General features: G+C 39.7%; 19 protein-coding genes. 13 read left to right on the top strand and 6 right to left on the bottom strand.

Going from position 1 to position 22,879, the window contains the following annotated elements:
• Positions 1 to 123: 123 nt before the first annotated feature.
• Together PUND_RS05030 and PUND_RS05025 are read left to right on the top strand one after the other, a co-directional pair.
• On the top strand, positions 124 to 1,002 hold the full coding sequence (locus PUND_RS05030) for an AraC family transcriptional regulator (protein WP_010387592.1): 879 nt from the start codon (positions 124 to 126) through the stop codon (positions 1,000 to 1,002).
• A 129-nt stretch (positions 1,003 to 1,131) separates the two neighbouring features.
• Positions 1,132 to 2,712 (top strand): sensor domain-containing diguanylate cyclase, encoded by a 1,581-nt coding sequence (locus PUND_RS05025; protein ID WP_010387591.1) that lies wholly within the window; start codon positions 1,132 to 1,134, stop codon positions 2,710 to 2,712.
• Positions 2,713 to 2,764: 52 nt separating this feature from the next.
• Here PUND_RS05025 and PUND_RS05020 read toward each other — a convergent pair whose 3' ends face one another.
• Positions 2,765 to 3,184, bottom strand: a complete 420-nt coding sequence (locus PUND_RS05020) for a VOC family protein (RefSeq protein WP_010387589.1) — start codon at positions 3,182 to 3,184, stop codon at positions 2,765 to 2,767.
• A gap of 219 nt (positions 3,185 to 3,403) precedes the next feature.
• Here PUND_RS05020 and PUND_RS05015 point away from each other — a divergent pair, with 219 nt between their 5' ends.
• The 3 genes from PUND_RS05015 (at position 3,404) to PUND_RS05005 (ending at position 6,486) form a co-directional block, all read left to right on the top strand.
• The gene (locus tag PUND_RS05015) at positions 3,404 to 3,772 is read left to right on the top strand and encodes a hypothetical protein (RefSeq protein ID WP_010387588.1); all 369 of its coding nucleotides are present in this window, start codon (positions 3,404 to 3,406) and stop codon (positions 3,770 to 3,772) included.
• Complete coding sequence (locus tag PUND_RS05010) at positions 3,769 to 4,152, top strand: hypothetical protein (protein WP_010387586.1); 384 nt, start codon at positions 3,769 to 3,771, stop codon at positions 4,150 to 4,152. Before PUND_RS05015 ends, PUND_RS05010 begins: the two co-directional genes overlap by 4 nt.
• A 144-nt stretch (positions 4,153 to 4,296) precedes the next feature.
• A complete protein-coding gene (locus tag PUND_RS05005; RefSeq protein ID WP_010387585.1) occupies positions 4,297 to 6,486 on the top strand; it encodes a fasciclin domain-containing protein in 2,190 nt (729 codons plus the stop codon).
• Between the two features lie 72 nt (positions 6,487 to 6,558).
• Here PUND_RS05005 and PUND_RS05000 read toward each other — a convergent pair whose 3' ends face one another.
• Together PUND_RS05000 and PUND_RS04995 are read right to left on the bottom strand one after the other, a co-directional pair.
• Positions 6,559 to 7,383 (bottom strand): sterol desaturase family protein, encoded by an 825-nt coding sequence (locus PUND_RS05000; protein WP_010387582.1) that lies wholly within the window; start codon positions 7,381 to 7,383, stop codon positions 6,559 to 6,561.
• Positions 7,380 to 7,823, bottom strand: a complete 444-nt coding sequence (locus PUND_RS04995; RefSeq protein ID WP_010387578.1) for an SRPBCC family protein — start codon at positions 7,821 to 7,823, stop codon at positions 7,380 to 7,382. Before PUND_RS04995 ends, PUND_RS05000 begins: the two co-directional genes overlap by 4 nt.
• Before the next feature lie 96 nt (positions 7,824 to 7,919).
• On the opposite strand from PUND_RS04995, the gene PUND_RS04990 reads away from it, so the two are divergent.
• Complete coding sequence (locus PUND_RS04990; protein ID WP_010387577.1) at positions 7,920 to 8,918, top strand: AraC family transcriptional regulator; 999 nt, start codon at positions 7,920 to 7,922, stop codon at positions 8,916 to 8,918.
• 94 nt (positions 8,919 to 9,012) lie between these two features.
• Complete coding sequence (locus PUND_RS04985; protein ID WP_010387576.1) at positions 9,013 to 9,774, top strand: substrate-binding periplasmic protein; 762 nt, start codon at positions 9,013 to 9,015, stop codon at positions 9,772 to 9,774.
• Here the strand turns inward: PUND_RS04985 and PUND_RS04980 are convergent.
• Positions 9,771 to 10,181: a nucleotide triphosphate diphosphatase NUDT15 gene (locus PUND_RS04980; protein WP_010387575.1), complete on the bottom strand. Its 411-nt coding sequence runs from the start codon at positions 10,179 to 10,181 to the stop codon at positions 9,771 to 9,773. The genes PUND_RS04985 and PUND_RS04980 overlap by 4 nt on opposite strands.
• A 189-nt stretch (positions 10,182 to 10,370) precedes the next feature.
• On the opposite strand from PUND_RS04980, the gene PUND_RS04975 reads away from it, so the two are divergent.
• The 3 genes from PUND_RS04975 to PUND_RS04965 all read left to right on the top strand — a co-directional run bounded on the left by PUND_RS04975 (position 10,371) and on the right by PUND_RS04965 (position 15,018).
• Positions 10,371 to 12,260, top strand: a complete 1,890-nt coding sequence (locus PUND_RS04975; protein WP_010387574.1) for an AMP-binding protein — start codon at positions 10,371 to 10,373, stop codon at positions 12,258 to 12,260.
• 93 nt (positions 12,261 to 12,353) lie between these two features.
• Positions 12,354 to 13,622, top strand: coding sequence for a mechanosensitive ion channel family protein (locus PUND_RS04970; protein ID WP_010387573.1), 1,269 nt, complete (start codon positions 12,354 to 12,356; stop codon positions 13,620 to 13,622).
• A 208-nt stretch (positions 13,623 to 13,830) separates the two neighbouring features.
• Positions 13,831 to 15,018 (top strand): GGDEF domain-containing protein, encoded by a 1,188-nt coding sequence (locus tag PUND_RS04965; protein WP_010387572.1) that lies wholly within the window; start codon positions 13,831 to 13,833, stop codon positions 15,016 to 15,018.
• Positions 15,019 to 15,082: 64 nt separating this feature from the next.
• On the opposite strand, the gene PUND_RS04960 is transcribed toward PUND_RS04965, so the two are convergent.
• Positions 15,083 to 15,610, bottom strand: coding sequence for a hypothetical protein (locus PUND_RS04960; protein WP_010387570.1), 528 nt, complete (start codon positions 15,608 to 15,610; stop codon positions 15,083 to 15,085).
• A gap of 283 nt (positions 15,611 to 15,893) precedes the next feature.
• On the opposite strand from PUND_RS04960, the gene PUND_RS04955 reads away from it, so the two are divergent.
• Complete coding sequence (locus PUND_RS04955; RefSeq protein WP_010387567.1) at positions 15,894 to 17,234, top strand: L-cystine transporter; 1,341 nt, start codon at positions 15,894 to 15,896, stop codon at positions 17,232 to 17,234.
• Between the two features lie 306 nt (positions 17,235 to 17,540).
• Entirely contained in the window at positions 17,541 to 19,808 is a 2,268-nt protein-coding gene (katG, locus tag PUND_RS04950; RefSeq protein WP_010387566.1) for a catalase/peroxidase HPI, read from the top strand.
• Between the two features lie 61 nt (positions 19,809 to 19,869).
• On the opposite strand, the gene PUND_RS04945 is transcribed toward katG, so the two are convergent.
• Positions 19,870 to 21,750 carry an MFS transporter gene (locus PUND_RS04945; RefSeq protein WP_010387565.1) on the bottom strand — a complete coding sequence of 627 codons (1,881 nt, stop codon included), beginning with the start codon at positions 21,748 to 21,750 and terminating at the stop codon, positions 19,870 to 19,872.
• A 233-nt stretch (positions 21,751 to 21,983) separates the two neighbouring features.
• On the opposite strand from PUND_RS04945, the gene PUND_RS04940 reads away from it, so the two are divergent.
• Entirely contained in the window at positions 21,984 to 22,763 is a 780-nt protein-coding gene (locus PUND_RS04940) for a DUF2189 domain-containing protein (protein ID WP_008111401.1), read from the top strand.
• The last annotated feature ends 116 nt before the right edge of the window (positions 22,764 to 22,879 follow it).

The following is a 22,879-nucleotide window of genomic DNA, read 5'->3' as shown; positions in this document are numbered from 1 at the left end:
GTGTTGATGGATGCATAATAGTGGCATAGCACATATATAAAAAGCCTAATAGCTACCAAAAGCTTGCCTAAAACTATCAGCGTTGTTATTTTACGCCAAATACCGTTAATTTAAGCCGCTCTTATGACAACCATCGCCACTTTGTTACAACAATACGCAGAGCATAATAAGTTGCTCAGCTTTGAAGGTACCATGGAAACAATTATTCCAGGGGTGTACTTTCATCGCGCCACCAAAAGCTCAGCGCGTCAGCCGCTTATTTATAATTCAGGTATTATTATTGTTGGCCAAGGACATAAAATTATTCACTTCCCTGAGCATCAAATACAGTATGGTGCAGGCGATTATTTAGTACTGGGAGTGCCCGTACCACTAGAATGTGAAGCGTTTACTGATAACGATTTACCAGTAATGGGTATAGCAATTGATATAAACCCAGCCATGCTGCACAAACTGGTTAACCAAATGATGCAACATAAGCCTATTTTAACTCCTTTAACACAAAGCGGAGCCGTACAAAGCGCCACTTTAGATTTAGCTATGGAGCAAGTTACCCATCGACTGTTAACAGTGTTAAACGATCCGCTTGAGGCTGAGGTATTTGGTGACGATATAGTTAAAGAATTAGTATATAGGGTGCTGTGTGGCCCTCAAGGCAACACTTTAATTGGACTTGCAATGCACGATGGCCATTACGCACGCATAGCGCGTACCTTATCAACATTACATAGTGATTATGCAAGCCCTATTACCGTAGAGCACTTAGCTGAAGAAGTGAACATGAGTGTGTCATCTTTTCATCGTGCCTTTAAACAAGTTACGTTTGAATCCCCTTTGCAGTATTTAAAAAAAGTGCGTTTAGCTAAAGCAAAAGAATTAATAACCACCTCTGGCAGTAAAGCAAATGAGGCCGCATTTAAAGTAGGTTACACCAGTGCGTCACAATTTAGCCGTGAGTTTAAACGCCATTTCAACAAAGCCCCCAGTGAAATACATGTGTGATTAAAACTAACTTACTTTTGCGCAAGTCATTATTTAAATACTTTATCATTAGACTTTGTTAATATGACTTAAAAGTATTCGTCTACTTAGTAATGATATATTGTACGATAAAGACAAGGAGTTTTTAGCATGTTAGGCGCTCAGGTGGTTAGGTTTAGCATTTTTATATGCGCTTTTGCTATGCTATTTAGTAGCGTTACTTATGCGCAAGAACGTTGTCAGCTCAGCTCAAGAGCAACCAATACTTCGGTGTCTTTATCCAAAGAAGTTGCCTCAAATATTAAACTTAAAAATGGTATTAATCATCTTGAATTAAGCTGTAACTTAAAGCAAGGCGGGGTATTTTCATTTACTCGCCCTGCACTTAAAGACTTTTCGTGGCAGCAAAATTCAGCATATAAAACACCTTTAAAAACCAATCAGATGGCAATTTTAATGGACCCAGGCGTTTTTACTGCACAGCTTATGATTACCACTTCTGCGGCTTATACCCCACGCTTTACTTGGTCAGATACACAGCCTTTTGTCGAAAAAATTCAACGCTACAACCTTATTTTTGGCATTTTTTATGGTCTTTGCGCCACGCTTATTTTTTATGCACTAATTATAGGTCACGGCATAAAAGACCCTCTTTTTAAACTGTATGGCATTTATATTTTTTGCATCGCTAGCTTTATATTCTTTCAAGAAGGACAGCCTTATTTATTTACACAACAGCACTACTCTGCGTACGTTAGCCATTTTTATACGTTGAGTATCGGTTTAACTATAGTGAGTGCCACATGGTTTATGAGCGCTATATTGGAGCTACCTAAATACTTTCCTAAGATAAGTAATACACTAAAAGTAGCCGCCTTATGCGTACTGACTTTATGCTTACAAAAAATAGCGCTCGATCTACCACTTATAACCAATATTACCTCTGCAGTAACAGGCTATTTATCATTATTTATTGTCATCACTATTTTTATCCTCAGCGCCATACAAACAAAGTACGGTGTTAATGAAGCAAGCTTGGTATTTATAGCACTGGCAAGTGTGTGTATTAGTATGATTTTTAGGGTACTACTAACCGATTACAGCCCGTTCATTCAACGCTATGGATTTGTTATTGCGTTTACAATTGAATCTTTATTACTTGCTATTGCAGTCGGTAGACGAATTCAAAGATTGAGTTATGCAAAAAAACAGGCTGAACGACACGCTAACTTTGATCATTTGTGCCATATATACAATCGTCGCGGATGGAGCTTAAAAGCAAACGACTTACTAGCAGAGCATAAGCAACGAGGAGGCGTTTTGTGCTTTTTATACATAGATTTAGACCGTTTTAAAGCAATTAATGATACTTATGGTCATGATGTGGGCGACAAAGTACTGTGCAAAGTTGCAGAGTCTCTTAGTCAACATATGCGCAGTGAAGATGCCGTTGGTCGCTTAGGGGGCGATGAATTTGTGGCCATGGCATTGTTTAATAGCAACGAAAAAATTAACCAGCGAGTTAACACCTTAGAACAAAAATTAAACCAGTTAACTATAGAGCATCAGGGCCATACCATTTCTATTTACGCCAGTGTTGGGCAAACTAGCTATACTCAGCCACCCGATAACTTAGACACAGTTTTAAAAGCAGGTGATGAAGCAATGTATAAACAGAAATTGCAAAGAAAGGCAAAGCAAGCTGAAAAAATAGTAGTAGCCGCCGTTTAAAAGCATAAAAACGAGAGCTAGCCAGTAAGGCTAGCTCTGCTATAGCCTTAGCTTAACCCTTTTTAAATAGAACCTCAGGATTAACCATAGTTTTCATTTCGAGCACGTTACCGTTAGGATCTTCAATAAAAAACGTTTCTTGTTCAAACTCATCACCAACAAAACGACGGTAAGGTTTATCTAAATATTCAAGACCGGCATCAGCAATACGTTGCTTAAGTCCTTGAAACTCACTTTCTGATAAATGAATACCAAAGTGTGGAACAGCCACTGCCCCCATATCAACATCATGACGTACCGTAGGTAAACGCTCAACACTTTGATGTAGAGTTAATTCGTTACCCCAAAAATCAATGTCTACCCATCGTCCCGCTTCACTATTGCCGGTTTTACAGCCGAGTACGTCACAGTAAAACGTTTTCGCTTTTTCAAGATCGCCAGCGGGGATAGCCAGATGTAAACAGTTAGACATAAATTACCTTAGGTTATAACTTTTAATATATGAAATATGCTGCATTATACATAATTTGCAATTTATAGAACATTAACAGTGTTATTTTTAGTCATTCATTGCATATCGCTAATTTTCAACAGTAATAATTCACCTTTTAGCTGTGGTTTATCGATTTTAGTCTTAAATATCAGTTTTTAACTATTAAAGCTAAAACTGATACATTATGATGTGCGCGCCATGACTAAATTCATACTTTTAAAATTCATCACCTTTTTTATCGGCTGCTTGTCGTGTTTTTTAATGCATACCACATTCGCATTGCCTATTGTTGTATCTGCAGGTTTAACGGGGCTTATCGGTTCATTTATTCCATTCCCTGCAGATTACAAAAACCATCCCTATGCAGCTATTTATGCAGGCAGTTTTGCCGGTATGTGCTCCACTAGTTTAATTAATGAATACTGGGAAATTGCGATTATTTCTGCCATTGGTGCTGTTTTATACACACTCACCATTAATGTATTTGCGGGGTTTGGCGGACGATTAGGTAGCATTGCATTTGCTAGCGTCGCCTTATTTGTTTTGGCCAAGGAGTTAGTAATATGACGCTTATTTATCCGCTACTTGCTTTGCTAGGGGCGTTTTTAACCTTTTACTTGGCTAAACATAATCGCTTTGATGGGATCCGAGCCTCTGCAGCTCTATCGATTATTGCCTATTTGATTTTTGCGCAGCTGAGCCTTAACGCTGAGCTATATAGCATCGTCTTTTTTGGCGGCACATTTATTGGAATGAGTGCTCCCCACCGTTTTGGTGTGTATACGCTTGCCAGTTCAGCAATTATATTTTCACTGTTTTTTGCCTATCTAGTGCCTATTCTTGATGGTTTTGGTGGCGCTTTGGGAATTAGTGCATTTCTATCTGTGTGTATTTGCCATGTATTTATTTTACTTGGCGCACCACGCAGTAAAAAAACTAAAATTTAAACGTTTTCTTGAATAAAAATTCAATAAAATCTTACACCTATTAAATTGTATAAAAATAACCCATGTTTTTTTGATCAACACTGTTAATAGCTTCGTAGTATTCACAAAGCTGTAACACTGTAACATTCGATTAAAGGAACAATTATGAATAAAGTATTTAAGCTCGGTGCTATCATACTTCCCTTGTTACTGATTCAAGGCTGTAGTAGTGATGACGATAACAACGCTCCAGTAACTGTAGACCCACAACCTGCCGTCTCAGTCTTTGACGCCGCACAGGACTCTGAAGAGTTCACCACTCTTGTTGCAGCACTAGAAGCAACCGGTCTAGATGAAACTCTCGATGATTTAACTACCAGCTATACTGTATTTGCCCCTACCGATGATGCATTCGCATTATTAGGCGAAGAGACCATTAATAGCTTATTAGCTGATACAGACACCCTAAGTTCTATTTTAACTTATCATGTGATCGCTGGCAGAGTAGACGCGCAAACAGCTATTGGCTTAGCGGGTAGCACTGTTGAGACTGTTAACGGGCAAAACATTGCTTTATCTTTAAATGGTGAGAATTTATTAGTAAATACCAGCACAGTAACAATGACCGACATTGTGACCGACAACGGAATCATTCATGTTATTGACGCGGTGCTCACGCCAAAAACAGTGCCAGAAACAGCACCAACTAATAATATTATTGAAACAGCTCAACAAGCTGGCAATTTTAGTACATTACTTGCAGCTCTTGATGCTGCATCCCTTACTTCAGCACTTGCCGATGAATCATCAGAATTTACCGTATTTGCCCCTACGGATGCTGCATTCGAGGCAATTGGTAGCAACTTTTTAAACACGTTACTGGCTAATCCCACCGTTTTAGCCGATATTTTGAAGCAGCATGTGCTTGTAGGATCAGTTGATTCTGTTACTGCAATGTCTCTTAACGGTCAATCAGCAGAAACGCTACTTGGCAATACCCTTCCAGTGGCGATAAACGCAGAAACAAACATGCTATCGTTTGGCGGAGCCAATATTGTAGTAAAAGATATTATGACCACAAATGGTGTTATTCATGTAATTGATTCGGTTATTATTTCTGATGTTACTTTACCTCAAAGTACCAATACAATTGCTGACATAGCGAGCGCTGATGGTAACTTTACGACTCTTCTCGCGGCTCTAACAGCAACAGGCTTAGATACACTAGTTGCCGATCCAGATAATACTTTTAGTGTATTTGCTCCTACAGACGCTGCATTTGCTGCACTCGGTCAGGATACAATTAATGCGCTACTGGCTGATACTGATACGCTTCGTGATATTTTGCTGTACCATGTTTTCCCTGACACAACAGTTTTATCAGATGACGCAGTAAGTATTGCCAATAGCAACAGCAACAAGATAGAAATGGCCAATGGCGACATGGCAGCTATTTCTTATGTAGACAGCTCACTATTTATCAATGATTCGGCAATCACAGAGGCAAATGTAACCGCCAGTAACGGCGTTATTCATGTATTAAATAAAGTGATTATGCCACCGGCAGAAGTTGGGACTCCGACTAAAACAATTGCTACTGTGGCTACTGAAACACCCGCATTATCTACTTTGGTCACTGCACTACAAGCAGCATCACTAGTAGATACCTTTAACGATACCACTCAATCATTTACGGTATTTGCACCAACAAATTCTGCATTTAGCAAAATTCCTACGGCTGATTTAGAGGCTTTATTGGCTGACACGACAGCACTAACAGGTGTACTGACTCAACATGTTTTAGGCGCTCAAGTGGGCAGTACTGATGCATTTGCAGCCAATGGTAAAACGGTGACCACCCTTGCTGATAACATGCTAAGCATAAACATCGTAGACTTTACCAGCACAGAAAACACAGCAACAGACAGCATTGCTTACGATTCAACTAATAATCGTTTAGTAACGGGTATGGCCGACGCCATGCCAGGCAAAACAGTTTATGTATTTGATAATGATTTAGGCGAGGCAATGAGCACGTGTGAAGCAGCTTGTGCAACAACGTGGCCACCGGTTCTTGGTACTGCAGCATCAATTGAAAATGTGCCAGGTTTATCGTTAATTGCTCGCTCAGATGACAGCATGCAAGTCGCTTATCTTGGTCGTCCTTTATATACCTTCTCAGGTGATACGGCAGCAGGTCAGAATAATGGCCAAGCTGTGAACGATATTTGGTGGCAAGTAAGCTTACCGGCTACATCATTACAAGTAGCGGGTAGTAATGTAACAACTACTGATATTTATACAAGTAATGGGGTTGTTCACTTAATAGATACAGTGATCACAACGGCCAAATAAATTAAATTTCACTGTGAGATAAGCTAGGAGTGATGCTATTTACTCCTGGCTTTTTTTTATTCAAAAATAGGCTTACTTATTACTACTTTGAGAGCTTGTTGGGTAACCAAATACCACTTTTAATTTAGCTTTTAACCCGTTTGCCCTGTAAGTACTTTTAAAGAGGTGTTGCCACTGATGAAAAGTAATTTTGATTGGATTATTACTGTGTAGTTGGCCAATAATTCCGTATTTACAAGGCTTGTTTTCATCCTCTTCTACATATGTGCCAAATAACTTATCCCAAACAATTAGTACCCCTGCAAAGTTTTTATCTAAGTAGCCATTGTTAATAGCGTGATGAACCCGATGATGTGATGGAGTATTAAATACGCTTTCAAACCAACCCAGCTTTTTTACCACTTGGGTGTGAACAAAAAATTGATATGCCAAATTAAGGGCAACCACAGCAAAAACAATCACAGGCTCAAAACCAAGTAATATCATAGGCATCCAAAACAGCCACATACCTGCAAGTGGATACATTAAACTTTGTCTAAACGCAGTAGTAAAATTCATTTTTGTAGAGCTATGATGTACGACATGAGCGGCCCATAACCAATGTATATGGTGTGATGCACGATGAAACCAATAATATAAAAAGTCTTGCAATACAAAGGCACCTAATACAGTTAGTGCCGTCAATTCAATATCAAATAACCGAAACTGATACAGCCAGTAAAAAAATGGCATTAGTACAATTAACGCAATAGCATCAGCACCTTGATGTAATAAAGCCAGTAACGCATTGGCAAAGCTGTCTTTTATATCGTAGTAACGCCTAAATTTAATAAACTCAATAGCAACAAACAGTAAAAAAATAGGGCTCAGTGCAAGTAAAATAATTTCAATGCTCATACAACACGCTCCTGAAAATAACGGGCTATTTTTTTAAGTGCTTGACTAACATCTTTTTTTATAAAAAAAGCCAGTATAAAATCGGGTAGCCATAAAGGTGCAACGCAGCGAATATGGTAATTAACCTCAGTGAGCGATGGTTCTTTGTTATTAGCATTTAAGTAAATATCACCACGATGCTGTGCAACGGGCTTGCTGCCTATAATACAGTAACTAATATGACTGTTATCTGCAGCTATTATTTGCTCTTTAAAGGTAGTGCCTTGCATTTTAATTTCTCTAATAGTGCCTTTCCCGCCAGTTATTTCACCCGGCTCTTGTGGTGTTAGTAGTGTAAAGTGGGCATTAAAAAACCGTCCTAAATCGGCATGTGCTAGTAATACGCTGCGTATTTGCTCAGGCGTTGCTGCCACAGTACGCTTAACCTTTATTTTTACCATGACCTTCACCATATTATTTTTATAGATCACTAGCATATAAAAATATGCCGTGGCAAACTTGCGATTAGATGACTATTTTTTAGCTTTAGGCGACAAATGAAAACCTTAGCCGATCATTACTTTTGTAGCTGTTTGGATTATCTTGAAGCCAAGGGCTTAGCTAGCCAAGTGGCTTTAAGCGCTATTGATTTTAACGAGTATACCAATAAACAGTCACAAAAATTGGCGCCGCGTATCAGCTTAAAAAGCTACAATGCGTTGCTTGGTTATGCACAACAGGCGTTAAACGATCCCTTATTTGGCTTTGAATTAGGAAAACAAATACGCACCGCTGATTTTGGTGTATTGGGGTATTTAATTGAATCGAGTACTAATTTAGCCAGTGCTATTACTGCACTACTTAATTACGACAGCCTAGTGGCTAATATTGGTCGCGCCAAGTTTGAGCAACAAAAAACACGGTGTAAAGTAACCTGGGTAGCCGATCCGCAATGTAGTTCACAGGCTGTTTTACGAAATATGACCGCATGGGTCAGTGTGGTACGCCAACTACTTAATCCTGAGCTTTCACCTAGCTGTGTGTATTTTTCAACACACTTTTCAAACACCGAACAACACAGATTAACTAATTGGTTTAATTGCCCAGTAAAAGCTGGAGCTAGCTTTAATCAAATCGAGTTTCCAAGTAATTACTTAATCCTGCCCTTTAAAACCGATAATAGCCAAATCAACGCAATGCTTAAGCAAATGTCAGAGCAACAGCTATCCCAGTTTAAAAGTCAGCAGTTATTATCAGAAAAAATTAATCATATTTTAATGTCAAAACACGACTTACAAGATTGCTCTTTACTTAGGACAGCTGCGGCCTTAAATATGACGCCACGCACAGTACAGCGCCATCTAAAAAAAGAAAAAACCACGTTTGCCGCGTTGCTTAAAGCAGAGCAAAAACGACGTTTATTAACTTATATTCCCCACTATTCATTAAATAAAATCGCATTTATGCTGGGATTTAACGATCAAAGCTCTTTTAATCGTGCTTTTAAGCGCTGGTATCATTGTTCACCTCGCCAATTCATAAAAAACAATAATTAAACATTCTACTTACTTAAAAAACACACTTACCATATACCTTTTTACTAATTTTATTTACACTAGCCTCATGATATTGCTTTAAAGACAATTATTTATGCTTTTGCGTATGATGTTAACTGTTTTTGTATTGATTTTTTATAGTGCGTTCTGCAACGCCACCCCTGTTACCTTTATCGCTGAAGATTTACCGCCTTATCATTTTAAAAACCCTCAAGGTGAAACACAGGGCGCGTTAGTTGATATCGCTAAAGCAGTATTAAAAGGCACCGCTTTAACCGCAAAGTTTGAAATAATGCCGATGGCGCGCATGTTTCAACAGCAACGAGCCAATCCTAATGCCATTATGCTGTCACTGCTAAAAACACCAAACAGGCATCATCAATTTAAGTGGTTGGGTAAAGTTTACTTTGCAGACGCATACCTAGTTAGCTTACGCAGCCATAAAGATGAAGTGATTCATTTAAACTTCGCTAAAGAATACAAAGTAGCTACGATCCGCGGCTACTCTGCGCAGGCCTATTTAGAAGCCAAAGGTTTTACTGAAAATGAAAACCTAGTATTAGTCAGTTATTACCAGCAACTCTGGAAAATGCTATATAAAGATCGCATCGACTTTGTTGTTACTAATACGCTCACACTTGAAAACGAATTAAAACGTACTGGGCTCGACCCTAATTTAATTTCAAAACGCATCCATTTAGATGAGTTACCCTCTTCTTTGCATTTTGCAGCCAGTAATCAGCTTGACTCACACACAGCAAAAATTATTAGCGATAGGTTAAATGCCATCAAGGAAAGTGGTGAATATCAGCAAATTTTAAATAAATGGCAACTTCCTATGCCAAAAAACCTTTAATACTCAGCGGGCAAGGTATTCTGTGCTAGATAATTTTTTAATGAGATAAACAAAGGTGCGGGCAAGTCATTAATATCGCACCAACGCCACTGTAAACATTTGTGAGGCTCTTTATTTATAACCTCTCCACCTTCATAGTCTGCTTGCACATATAAGGTAATGTAATGTTTGTTCTCTGCGCTAAAAATATCGTTGGTAAAATCGAGTTTACGAATATTAGTGACATTGAGCCCTGTCTCTTCTACTACTTCACGCACAGCGCATTGCTCAACCGTTTCGCCAAATTCTAAATGCCCTCCAGGGGTTGCCCACGTATTTGCGCCATGTGCGCCTATCCGTTCACCGAGTAAAATTTTATTATCATGCATTACTATTACTGCAACGCCTACTCTGACCATTTGATTCATTCTTATATCCATTTACTCTTCATTAATTACTGAAACATTTTACATTAGTTGGAACTTTTTAGTTCTATACAATCATTACGTTGGCCAAAAACTAAAAGCATCGCTTACTATTTAACCGACCATAGTCGAATATCACTGCTGATAAAAAGCGCTTAGTTTAGTTAGATTAAATTTGACTCAGGAGCCTTTATGTCAGGTGAATATAAACAACATTACAACGAATTTAAACAAGACCCGGCAGCGTTTTGGTTATCGCAAAGTAAACGCTTTCCTTGGTACAAGGCTCCAGAAGCAGCATACACACAAGATCAAGAAGGACTGCACCATTGGTATGCAGACGGCCAACTTAACAGCTGTTTTTTAGCCGTAGATCAGCATGTCATCGCTGGGCATGGTAATGAAACAGCGTTAATTTATGACTCACCGGTTACCAATAGCAAACGCAGTTATAGCTATTTACAACTACAGCAAGAGGTCGCTAAATTTGCAGGGGTAATGCAGTCTTTAGGAGTGACTAAAGGCGACCGCGTAGTGATTTATATGCCCATGATCCCCGAAGCCGTAATTGGTATGTTGGCATGTGCCCGAATTGGAGCTATTCATTCTGTTGTATTTGGCGGTTTTGCAGCGCATGAATTAGCGGTACGGATTGATGACGCCAAGCCCAAATTGGTACTCAGTGCCTCCTGCGGTGTAGAAGTTAATACTGTAATTGAGTACAAAGAATTACTCGATAACGCGGTTGAAGCTGCTAGCTATAAAGTTGAACACTGTATTATTTATCAGCGTGAGCAAGCCACCGCACCGCTTATGCCCGAACGTGATATTGACTGGGCTGTTGCAATGCAAACAGCCACACCGGTTGATCCCGTTGCGGTCAGTGGCGATCATCCACTTTATATTTTATACACCTCTGGCACAACAGGGACACCTAAAGGTGTGGTGCGTGAAAATGGCGGCCATGCGGTTGCTATGCATTACAGCATGGAAACCGTCTACGGCATGAAACCCGGTGACGTATTTTGGGCCGCCTCTGATATTGGCTGGGTAGTGGGTCATTCGTATATTGTGTATGCGCCACTTATGTATCGGTGCGCAACTATTTTATTTGAAGGAAAACCGGTTAGAACCCCCGATGCCAGTGCTTTTTGGCGCGTAGTAGAAGAATACAAAGTGAATGCTTTATTTAGTGCCCCCACTGCGTTTCGCGCGATTAAAAAAGAGGACCCCAATGCCGAAGGATTTAAGAAGTATGATACTTCTAGTCTGAAACGATTATTTTTAGCCGGAGAGCGTTTAGACCCACCTACCTACGATTGGCTCAAAGAAAAAACAGGTTTACCGGTGCTTGATCATTGGTGGCAAACAGAAACCGGCTGGGCAATTGCGTGTAACCCTGTTGGCATTGAACACCTGCCTACAAAAGCGGGAAGCTCAACAGTTGCAACACCTGGATTTGATGTACGAATTTTAGATATGAATGGGGATGAATGTGATCCGAATGAACAAGGCGCGGTTGTTATAAAGCGACCTTTACCACCGGGATGTTTACCGACAATTTGGAAAAATACGGCTCGTTTTAAGGCTGGTTATTTGGCTGAATATGAGGGCTACTATTTATCTGGTGATGGCGGTTATATTGATGACGATGGCTACCTCTTTATTATGGGTCGCACCGATGATGTAATTAATGTCGCAGGGCACCGTCTATCCACCGGTGAAATGGAAGAAATTGTTGCCGCGCACCCAGCTGTGGCTGAGTGTGCAGTATTTGGCATTAGTGATGCGTTAAAAGGGCAAAACCCAATGGCGATGGTGGTGCTAAAAAATGATTTTCATGGCTCACATAAAGAGGTAGAACAGCAATTGGTGCAAACCGTGCGTAATCAAATTGGTGCTATTGCGTGCCTTAAAAATATTATGTGTGTAGAGCGATTACCAAAAACCCGTTCTGGCAAAATTTTACGTAAAAACCTGCGGCAGTTAATTGATGGTGAAGAACTGCAAATTCCATCAACCATAGATGATCCAAGTATTTTTGAAGAACTCAGCCAGCAACTCGAGCATGGTAAACTGTAACTACATAATGTAAAAAGTCTTAAATAGACTTTTTACATTGCAGCTGCTTAACTAACAATCAGTAATTAATAATAGCGTCCTTATGGAGTATTAATGACAGGAACACGCGCACAGCTGCGAGATTTTTTACTGCAATGGTTTGGCGATTATTTTCCGGGAAGCCCATTTTTATGGTACGACCTGATTGTATTGGCTTGGATTGCGCTATTTGCATTAATATTACACCTCATTTTAAGGCTGGTTTCTCAGCGTTTAGTTAAAAACCGCTTTAGCGAACAAGCTGCGCAACCCGATAGCAAAAGTCCTTTATATTCAGCACAAAAGCTCGCTCGTAATATCTCATTTGTTTTACAAGGAGCGGTCGTTGTTATTCAGGCGCAACTGTGGGTACCCGAAGGCACCACTTTTTTGTATTTGATTCAAATGATCACCGATCAATGGATCATTTTATTTGCCTTACTTTCGCTATTTTCTTTACTGGATATATTTCAAGCAATTTCCGATAAGCGCCCCTTGAGCGCTCACTTTCCGCTGCGCGGCTTTTTGCAAACAATTAAGCTTATTGCCAGTGTATTAACTGCCATTTTAGCCGTTTCATTGTTAATGAATAAATCACCGTTAATTTTACTAAGCGGCTTAGGCGCTCTGTCTGCGGTGTTATTACTGGTATTTAAAGACGCTATTTTAGGATTAGTAGCAGGTATTCAGCTCTCTGCCAATAATATGCTGGCGGTAGGTGACTGGTTAGAAATGCCTAAGTACGGTGCCGACGGTGATGTTATTGATATTGCGTTAACCACGGTTAAAGTAAGAAATTGGGATAAAACCATTACCACCATTCCTACTTATGCCTTGATCTCTGACTCATTTAAAAATTGGCGCGGTATGTCAGACTCTGGCGGACGCCGAATAAAACGTAGCATTCACCTTGAAATGAGTAGTGTGCACTTTTTAGATGAAGCCGCAGTTGTTGCCCTTAAAAAAGCCGACTTACTAAGTGAGTACCTTGAAAGTATGCTATTGGTTATTGAGGAGCAAAACACCACTAAAAAAGTAGATATGAGCTGCACTTTAAATGGCCGCAGGCTAACTAATGTGGGTACATTTCGTCACTATTTGGTCGCGCTATTAAAACAGCACCCACATATTCATCAAGGTATGACCTTAATGGTAAGGCAATTAGCGCCAACAACCCAAGGTTTACCCATTGAGATTTATGCATTCACCAATACCACTAATTGGGGTGAATATGAAAATATTCAGTCAGATATATTTGATCATATATTAGCGGTTTTACCCGCCTTTTCGTTACGTGCCCATGAAGCACCAACAGGAAGCGATATTCGCCAACTAATTAAATAACCTGAACTCTGGATAATAGGTTTAATTAACTTACTATATTTACATTTGCTAAAATGTCATACATTTGGCTAAAAAGTGTCGATAAAAGCCGCCAAAATTAGTTTTAAAGTATTGTTTTTAAATAATTAACAAGCATTAAAGTAGTAATATTTTTCAATATGAATACAATAAGCCTTTATTTTTTAGACATCGGTCTTTGGAGCATAGGTTGTTAAAATTAGCAGGAGTTAAATCAACTTCTTTGAGCCTTTTAGGTCTATGTGGCTTATTTTTATTATTAGTTCAGTTTCAAGCTCAATGGCAAAGTAAGCTCTCTCTTATTAATAATCTTGTTTATCCATTACTGGTTATTACTGCTGTATTTGCTACTCAGTTTAATCGAAGTCGAGTTGCACTACTATGCGCATTTTGGGTGCTTTATTTATCTTCATTAGACTACGCTTTACCATGGTCTGACTGGCTTAAAGCGCAACCTGAATGGACCTTATTATGCGCTACAAGTTTATTAATGCTATTGGCAGTTATAAAAGATAGAGCGCTCTTATCAATACATACTGTAACTCGCAGTTTACTCGTTATTGTCTGTGGCGGTGCTGCATTTGCTTGGTTAGCACTGAGCCAACACTTGCAAGAACTAACAATACAATCTTCTTTTTATACTCAGCTGCTTCCTTATTTACCCATTGTTTTACCGCTTTCAATAATTGGCGGCTTGCTTATTTGGCAAAGCTTAAGAGCCCATAACCTGACTCAAACCGCCTTATTAATTACTTTTATTGTGTGGTGCCTTAATCAGCAACACATTATTGATTTTCCTTGGTCTGTAATAGCCGTGCTTATGGCTTCTTTGTATTTATTAGCAGTAAGTACAGATTCTTATTATTTAGCCTATAGAGACGATTTAACCAGCTTACCAACGCGGCGAGCTCTTAATCAGCTTGCTTTATCATTAGGTCGAAAGTACACCGTTGCTATGCTCGACATTGACCACTTTAAAAAATTCAACGATACCTATGGCCACGATATTGGCGACCAAGTGTTAAAGCTAGTGGCGGCTAAAATGGCTGGCATTAAAGGGGGTGGCAAGATTTATCGCTATGGCGGAGAAGAGTTTACGGTGGTGTTCCCGCGTAAAACAGCCGAGCAGTCAATCCCTGAACTAGAAACACTGCGCGAAAATATTGCCACCTACGACATGGTGATCAGAAACCCAAAACGAACCGATAAGAAATCTCGTAAAGGTAAACAGCCAAGCGACAATAAAACGGTAAACGTGACGGTTTCTATAGGTGTAGCGCAAAGAGCGGCAAAACAAAGCTTTGATGAGGCATTAAAAAATGCCGATTTAGCCCTTTATAGAGCTAAAAAGAAAGGCAGAAATAACGTAAGCGAGTAGTACTTTTAACGTGGCACGCTAACTTAATAATGGCGTGCCCAAAAGCAGCTAATTTAACTACAACTTATTGCTTTTCCAAAACCGCTTTTAAATTATTTAATGCTGATACAGAAAAACCACGGTCGTAAAAGTAAATAATTTTGCCACTCTCATCAAGCAGTATCACACGGCTGTTATTAGGATTTTCGTTGCCAGTAAATGCCTGAACTTTATCGCCATCTTCGTAAATTGTGATCACCCCACCCCACAACTCTTTTGGGATCCCTTTGCGCATACCGCTATCAATTAAGGTACTAAACATACGAGGAAGCATACCCTGAATGGTTGGCAACTCATAGGCAGTCACATCAACTGCACTCATATCTAAACCAATAAGCCAACGATCAATATCAAACTGGCTATCTTGTTTATATCCAATTAATAACAACGTATTTGGGTTATTAAAATCATCAGGAATGGTGAATGACTGTTGCTCTAAGCTTTCTCCGCTAACGGTGGGAAATTGCTTACCCAGTAATGCTTGGTTTGGATATTGGGTTGAACACCCGCTAACCACTAAAACCATCACCAGCGCCATTATTGCCTTTAACATACCTTTACTCCCTATCTTTAAATAAAACTAAAGTGAACACGTTGACCAATTAATTCGTATCAGACTTACGCTTTAAACAAGGCTTACGATCTATAGTAAGTCCCATAATTTGAAGAAAATACAATCATATGGGCTGATTTTTTTCAATAATGTGCTCATTCGTTATACTTTAATATTATTACTATATTCATTTTAATTCTATCCCATAGCGAAAGCGTATTTTGTTAACGTCTTACAAAGCGTTAAAGTGCCGCGCTAATTCACAGCTATAAAAGAGGGTACCATGTCGCTTGCTGTATTATTAATGTTGGCATTATTTGTCGGTTTGCTGTTCGCCATCTATCTTGTTTCGCAAAAAAGCAGCTCTTTATCTCGTACCGTTTTATTTGGTTTAGTGCTTGGTAGCGCCTTTGGTTTAGCCCTACAGTTTTTGTTTGCCCACTCCCCAGAAACCATTAAAGAAATACTCAGCTGGGTAAGCATAGTAGGTAAAGGCTATGTCGGGTTACTAAAAATGATCATTATGCCATTGGTATTGGTCTTTATGATTGCCGCTGTGGTTAAGCTTGAGAACCAAGGCTCGCTAGGAAAAATATCCTTTATTAGTATCTCTGTTTTACTGTTTACCACCGCAATTGCTGCGCTAATTGGTATTGCTGTAACGTATGGATTTGACTTGAGCATTGAAGGGCTTGTTTCGGGTACTCGTGAAGCCGCTCGAATGGACACCCTACAAAGCAAAGCCGCGAATGTAGCCGACTTAAGTGTGCCGCAAATGCTACTGAGCTTTATCCCTGAAAACCCATTTGCGGATTTAAGTAATCAACGTTCAACCTCTATTATTGCCACGGTTATATTTGGTGTACTTGTTGGTATAGCTGCACGTAAAGTAATGCTTGAAAAAACAGAACTTGCTAGCCCAATTCGTAACGGTGTAAACGCCCTACAAGCAACAGTAATGAGCTTAGTTCGCATGGTAATTGCACTAACGCCTTATGGTGTTGCGGGCCTAATGGCAAGCGTTGTGGCAAACTCAAGCAGTAGCGATATTTTAAATTTACTCGCCTTTATTGTGGCTTCTTACGTGGCTATTTTACTAATGTTTGTTGTGCATGGTTTATTGCTTAGCTTAGTGGGCGTTAATCCAAAAAATTACTTTGAAAAAATTTGGCCTGTGCTTACCTTTGCTTTTAGCTCACGTAGCTCAGCGGCATCTATTCCTATGAATGTTGATGTGCAAATTAACCAGTTAAAAGTGCCACCTGCAATCGCTAATTTATCGGCTTCTTTTGGTGCCACTATAGGTCAAAACGGTTGTGCTGGTATTTACCCTGCTATGCTTGCGATGATGGTTGCGCCAAGCGTGGGGATTGACCCACTTACATTTGAGTTTATTTTACCGCTAATTGGTATTGTGGTTATTAGTTCGTTTGGTATTGCAGGTGTTGGCGGTGGTGCTACCTTCGCAGCGTTGGTTGTATTACCAACCATGGGACTACCTATAGAGGTAGTGGCTTTACTTATTTCTATTGAACCATTAATAGACATGGCGCGCACTGCACTCAACGTGTCGGGCTCTATGACCTCAGGTGTAATCACCAGTAAATTAATGAAAACTCAATAGCACTCACTTTAATCTAATAGCCCAGCCTACGCTGGGCTTTTTTATGTCTGCCACTTTCAAAGCTCTTTAGTGATTTGTTTATTTAATCATTTAACTTTAATGAATCATTTTTATAGATTGTATCAATCGCTTTATTTCACACACGGTTTTTAGCCTCCTTACTATACTATTCGCACTGCTTAGTGCATTCAGGTTCGTTTAAAAACAACTTGAATGAAGTTTTAGCCTACTGTTTTTAAATGAGTAGACCCTATTTTTAATACGCTTTGTATATAACGAAATTCGTTAACTTTAAGGAAGCTGACAATGAAAAACCGATCATTTACAAAAAAAGCGCTTGTTGGATTTATAAGTATGGCACTTATGTCTGGCTCTGCTTTTAGTCAAGAAAAACCACAAATGTCTAAGCCAAAAGGTGCTGTAGGTATGGGTGAGGCAAAAATGGGTGCAACCAGAACCAACCAATTTTGGTGGCCAGATCAACTTAACCTATCTCCTCTTCGCGATCATGCTCTACGTTCAAACCCTTACGGTAGTGACTTTAATTATGCAGAGGCATTTAACAGCCTAGATTTAGACACTGTAAAAAGTGATATCGACGCTCTGCTAACCCAATCTCAAGATTGGTGGCCGGCAGATTTTGGTAACTATGGTCCATTTTTTATTCGTATGACCTGGCACAGTGCAGGTACCTATCGTACGCTTGATGGCCGTGGTGGCGCTGGCGGTGGTCAACAACGTTTTGAACCGCTTAATAGCTGGCCAGATAACGTAAGCTTGGATAAAGCGCGCCGTTTACTTTGGCCAATTAAACAAAAATACGGTGAAGCCCTTTCATGGTCAGACTTAATCGTATTAGCCGGTAATGTTGCCTTAGAAAACATGGGATTTGAAACCTATGGTTTTGCTGGTGGCCGTACTGACGATTGGGAACCAGACATGGTTTACTGGGGTCCTGAAGTAGAAATGCTTGCCAGCGACCGTGAAGATGCTAGCGGCAAACTAGAACGTCCGTTAGGTGCAACTCACATGGGTTTAATTTATGTAAACCCAGAAGGGCCTAAAGGAGTACCTGATCCTATTGGCTCAGCTAAAAATATTCGTGTTGCGTTTTCTCGCATGGCGATGAACGATGAAGAAACCCTAGCACTTATCGCCGGTGGTCACACTTTTGGTAAAATGCATGGTGCGCACAAACCTAAAGACTGTGTAGGTGCAGAGCCTGCTGCAGCAGGTATTGAAGAGCAAGGTTTAGGCTGGAAAAACAAATGTGGTAAAGGTCACTCTGAAGATACCGTATCTAGTGGTTTAGAAGGCGCATGGACACAAGCACCTACTCGCTGGTCATCATTATACTTAAGCAACCTACTTAACTTTGAGTGGAAACAAACTCGCAGTCCTGCTGGCGCTATTCAGTGGATCCCAACAGATGAATCATTACATAAGTCAGTACCTGATGCGCACGTTAAAGGTAAATTTAACCCACCGGTAATGACCACTGCCGATTTAGCGTTAAAATTTGATCCTGAATATCGCAAAATTGCTGAACGCTTTTTAAATGACCCTAAAGAGTATCAACTAGCCTTTGCTAAAGCATGGTACAAATTAACTCACCGAGATATGGGACCACCACGTAACTTTTTAGGTAAAGAAGTACCAAAAGAAGACTTAATTTGGCAAGACCCTATTTCAGCAGAGACTAAATCAAACATTGATGCTGGTGCAGTAAAAGAGCTTAAAACGGCTATTTTAGACTCGAACCTAAGTGTACCTGAGTTAGTACGTGTAGCATGGGCATCGGCTGCCAGTTACCGTGATTCAGATATGCGCGGCGGAGCCAATGGCGCACGTATTGCGCTAGCACCACAAAAAGATTGGGCAGTAAATAATCCAGCAGAAACCACAAAAGTACTCAAAGTATTAAAAGCAATTCAAGCTGACTTTAACGACAGCTTATTTAGCAAAAGCCATGTATCGCTTGCTGATTTAATTGTGCTTGGTGGTAATGCAGCGATTGAAAAAGCAGCCAAAGATGCAGGCTACTCAGTAGACGTGCCGTTTAATGCTGGCCGTGGCGATGCTACACAAGCACAAACTGACGTTAATGCATTTAGCTTATTAGAGTTGCCTGCCGATGGTTTTAGAAACTACTTTGATGCAGAGAAAAGCTATAAATCACCAACTGAAATGCTGATTGATAAAGCGGATCAGCTTGACCTAACAGTTCCTGAAATGACTGTATTAGTCGGTGGCTTACGCTCACTTGATGCAAACTACAAAGGCACTGACTACGGCGTATTTACCGACAAGCCAGGTACACTAAATAACGATTTCTTCGTTAACTTATTAGATATGTCGACGGTATGGAAAAAATCGTCTGATGCTGGTATTTATCAAGGCTTTGATCGTCAGTCGGGTGAGCAAAAGTACACTGCTACTTCGGTTGATCTGATTTTTGGTTCAAATTCAGAACTACGTGCAGTTGCTGAGGTGTATGCTTTTGATACATCAAAACAAAAGTTTGTAGAAGACTTTGTTAAAGCATGGACTAAAGTAATGAATTTAGACCGTTAATAACCATTAAGTAACACAACCACAGCGCTGCAATTAATTGCAGCGCTTTTTTATTGTAAAGCTACTTTAAAGCAAGTACTCGATCACGTAAGTCATCGGCACTCACATTTTCAGACGCAACCGGCTCACCAATCGCTACGCTCACCAACGACCATTTGGGTCTAGGTAGTCGCCATTTAGTTTTTCGACTAAACATACTGCCCCATAATCCATCTAAATGAACTGGGATAACAGGCACAGGCGTGCGCTGAATTATTTTTTCAATACCACGGCGAAACACATCAACTTCGCCATCACCGCTGAGCTTTCCTTCAGGAAAAATACCCACCAGCTCACCACGTTCCAATGCTTGTGCAATGTCATCAAAAGCTTTATTAAACGCCTTAGGATTTGATTTTTGACTATCAATTGGGATAGCTTTGGCCATTTTAAACAACCAATTAAGTGCAGGTGAATAATAAATAGGTGCAAATACAACAAATCGAATTGGCCTAGGTGACGCCGCTAAAATAAACATCCAATCAACAAAGCTAACATGATTACTTACCACCACCGCAGCTCCTTCATCGGGAATATTGAGCTGGCCTTTAGTGCGCACACGATACATACAAATCGCTAAAATATAGATAATAAAACGTAAGAAAAACTCCGGTACTTTGGTGTATATGTACAGCGATATTAGTAAATTAAGCCCTGCTAATAACAACAGTAATTGTGAAATATCCCAGTGTAATAGCGTTAAAGTAACAATACTTAAAACGGCGCTGCCAACCATAAACAATGCGTTTAATACATTGTTAGCTGCAATTACTCGTGAACGGCTATCGGGGTGAGTGCGCTGCTGAATGAGTGCATACAAAGGTACCGTATAAAACCCTGCGGCAATACCAATTCCTGCCATCCAAACAAAATGCCATAGCATATCGCCAGTATTAATTACTTGCTCAAGAGTAAGCTGCAACTCATTAACTAAACGATAAGATTCAATGCCAGGTTCTTGACTTAATAAATATAAAAATAAGGTAATTAACAGTGCACCAAAAGGCACAATACCCAACTCAATACGTGATCGCGATAGCTTTTCACACAATAAAGATCCTAATGCAATACTCAACGAAAACACCACTAAAGCAGCCGTCACCACCAACTCATCGCCTCCCATTACATGTTTTACGTAGTTAGGGAGCGCCGTTAGTATCACCGCACCAATAAGCCAAAACCAGCTGATCCCTAATACTGACTTACCCACCGACTCGGTTTGTGCGTTAAGCGCATTAAAAACACTTTTGGTTGAAGTAATAGGGTTAATCGATACTTTTAAGTTAGCATCATTGGCTGCACTTTTAGGAATAAATCGACTGCTTAAAAAGCCAATAACTGCAAGGCTTACTATTGCGATACTGATATAAATAGGGCCCGCTGCTTGGGTTATATAATAGGTGCCAAATACCGTGCCCAATAAAATTGCTACAAAAGTACCCGACTCCACCAGTCCATTCGCTTTAGTTAGTTCATTTGGGGCCACATGCTGCGGTAAAATAGAGTACTTAAGCGGTCCAAAAAAAGTGCTTTGTAAACCCATTAAAAATACAGTACCTAACATTAACCAAACCTGCTCGGTTAAAATCGATACTACGCCCACCAGCATAATAGGTATTTCGCAAAACTTTACGATGCTGATTAGTTTTGATTTTTCCAACTTTTCTGCAATTTGCCCAGCCATGCCTGAAAATAGAAAAAACGGTAAAATAAATAATCCTGCCGCCAGATTAGAATAAAAGGCACCATCAGCTACCGTAGCAGCCTGAAAAATTAAAATAAGTAGGATTGATTGCTTATAAACATTGTCATTTAAAGCAGAGAAAAACTGCGTCACAAACAGAGGTAAAAACCGTTTACTACCCAGTAAAGCTCCCTGAAATTGTTGTTTATTTTCCTTCATTACGGTCTCTTAAAATTAGCTTCAGGGCTTAGATTACCACTGTGGAAAAGAAATACGAACCCACTTTTTAAGTACATGCTCAAACATATATTTAAATAAACAAAATAGCTAACCCAACAAAAATGACTAACAAATGAACAATGCGACTAAATCAATCGTATAAGTTGTTTATGAGTTGTAAATAAAACATCTATGTTCTAAACCTAAAAGGTGACTAAAAAAGGAGCATCTTTATGCCAACTACAAACACAATAGACAAAGACACTAAATTCGCACGTTGTTTAGAGTGCAACAAAGTAAATACATTTGCCGCTTTTCATTGGCTTTCGTTAGCGTTTAAAGATATGGCGCGCGCGCCCATGTTGAGTTTAATTTACGGTTTAATCTTCACGCTTATTCCGGTAGCGATTGTTTACTCTGTTGTACTTACCGACAGCCACTTAGCTATTTTACCTGCAACCGTTGCTTTTGCTTTAATCGGTCCGGTATTCGCCGTTGGCCTATACGATGTAGCCTGGGAACTTGAAAAAGGCCACAAACCTACATTAAGCCATTCATTAAAATCAATGTTTCGTAACCCTGTAGGTGAGTGGGGTTTTGCGGTATTACTCATGGTAATTATGATTATTTGGATGCGCCTAGCTGCAATTGTGCATGCGTTATACCCAAACCATGTAAACCCCACCTTTGAAGAACTTTCTGCGTTTTTAACTATAGGCAGCATTATCGGTGGGATTTTACTGGTCAGTGTGTTTTCAATTTCTGCATTTACGCCGCAAATTATGATGGAAAGACGAGTTGATATAATGACCGCAGTCGTTTCTTCAATCCACGCAGTTAAAGAAAACTTTGCAGCCATGGTTGTGTGGTCAATTTGTATATTTGTACTGGTAGCGCTGGGCTTTGCTGCAGGTGCCGCTGGATTCATTATTATTATGCCGCTACTTAGTTACGCTAGTTGGCATGGATACATTGCTGTTATTAAAACAAAAACACCACGTGGTTATGAATAACATTTACCTGTAGTTTTATCACTTAATTAAATGCTTTTTGGCATTTAATTAAGTGTTGCCTCTTCTCCCTCAGTTTATAAAATCCGTAAAAACCTTGATCTGAATAAGGTGCAAAG

The organism is Pseudoalteromonas undina (genome assembly GCF_000238275.3).
Taxonomy (GTDB): domain Bacteria; phylum Pseudomonadota; class Gammaproteobacteria; order Enterobacterales; family Alteromonadaceae; genus Pseudoalteromonas; species Pseudoalteromonas undina.
The sequence above is the reverse complement of the archived record's forward strand: the minus strand, read 5'-3'. Positions and strand labels throughout refer to the sequence as shown.

Coding starts and splice junctions, on each gene's coding strand:
- PUND_RS05030 (WP_010387592.1), top strand. CDS start 124: ATGACAACCATCGCCACTTTGTTACAACAATACGCAGAGCATAATAAG.
- PUND_RS05025 (WP_010387591.1), top strand. CDS start 1,132: ATGTTAGGCGCTCAGGTGGTTAGGTTTAGCATTTTTATATGCGCTTTT.
- PUND_RS05020 (WP_010387589.1), bottom strand. CDS start 3,184: ATGTCTAACTGTTTACATCTGGCTATCCCCGCTGGCGATCTTGAAAAA.
- PUND_RS05015 (WP_010387588.1), top strand. CDS start 3,404: ATGACTAAATTCATACTTTTAAAATTCATCACCTTTTTTATCGGCTGC.
- PUND_RS05010 (WP_010387586.1), top strand. CDS start 3,769: ATGACGCTTATTTATCCGCTACTTGCTTTGCTAGGGGCGTTTTTAACC.
- PUND_RS05005 (WP_010387585.1), top strand. CDS start 4,297: ATGAATAAAGTATTTAAGCTCGGTGCTATCATACTTCCCTTGTTACTG.
- PUND_RS05000 (WP_010387582.1), bottom strand. CDS start 7,383: ATGAGCATTGAAATTATTTTACTTGCACTGAGCCCTATTTTTTTACTG.
- PUND_RS04995 (WP_010387578.1), bottom strand. CDS start 7,823: ATGGTAAAAATAAAGGTTAAGCGTACTGTGGCAGCAACGCCTGAGCAA.
- PUND_RS04990 (WP_010387577.1), top strand. CDS start 7,920: ATGAAAACCTTAGCCGATCATTACTTTTGTAGCTGTTTGGATTATCTT.
- PUND_RS04985 (WP_010387576.1), top strand. CDS start 9,013: ATGCTTTTGCGTATGATGTTAACTGTTTTTGTATTGATTTTTTATAGT.
- PUND_RS04980 (WP_010387575.1), bottom strand. CDS start 10,181: ATGAATCAAATGGTCAGAGTAGGCGTTGCAGTAATAGTAATGCATGAT.
- PUND_RS04975 (WP_010387574.1), top strand. CDS start 10,371: ATGTCAGGTGAATATAAACAACATTACAACGAATTTAAACAAGACCCG.
- PUND_RS04970 (WP_010387573.1), top strand. CDS start 12,354: ATGACAGGAACACGCGCACAGCTGCGAGATTTTTTACTGCAATGGTTT.
- PUND_RS04960 (WP_010387570.1), bottom strand. CDS start 15,610: ATGTTAAAGGCAATAATGGCGCTGGTGATGGTTTTAGTGGTTAGCGGG.
- PUND_RS04955 (WP_010387567.1), top strand. CDS start 15,894: ATGTCGCTTGCTGTATTATTAATGTTGGCATTATTTGTCGGTTTGCTG.
- katG (WP_010387566.1), top strand. CDS start 17,541: ATGAAAAACCGATCATTTACAAAAAAAGCGCTTGTTGGATTTATAAGT.
- PUND_RS04945 (WP_010387565.1), bottom strand. CDS start 21,750: ATGAAGGAAAATAAACAACAATTTCAGGGAGCTTTACTGGGTAGTAAA.
- PUND_RS04940 (WP_008111401.1), top strand. CDS start 21,984: ATGCCAACTACAAACACAATAGACAAAGACACTAAATTCGCACGTTGT.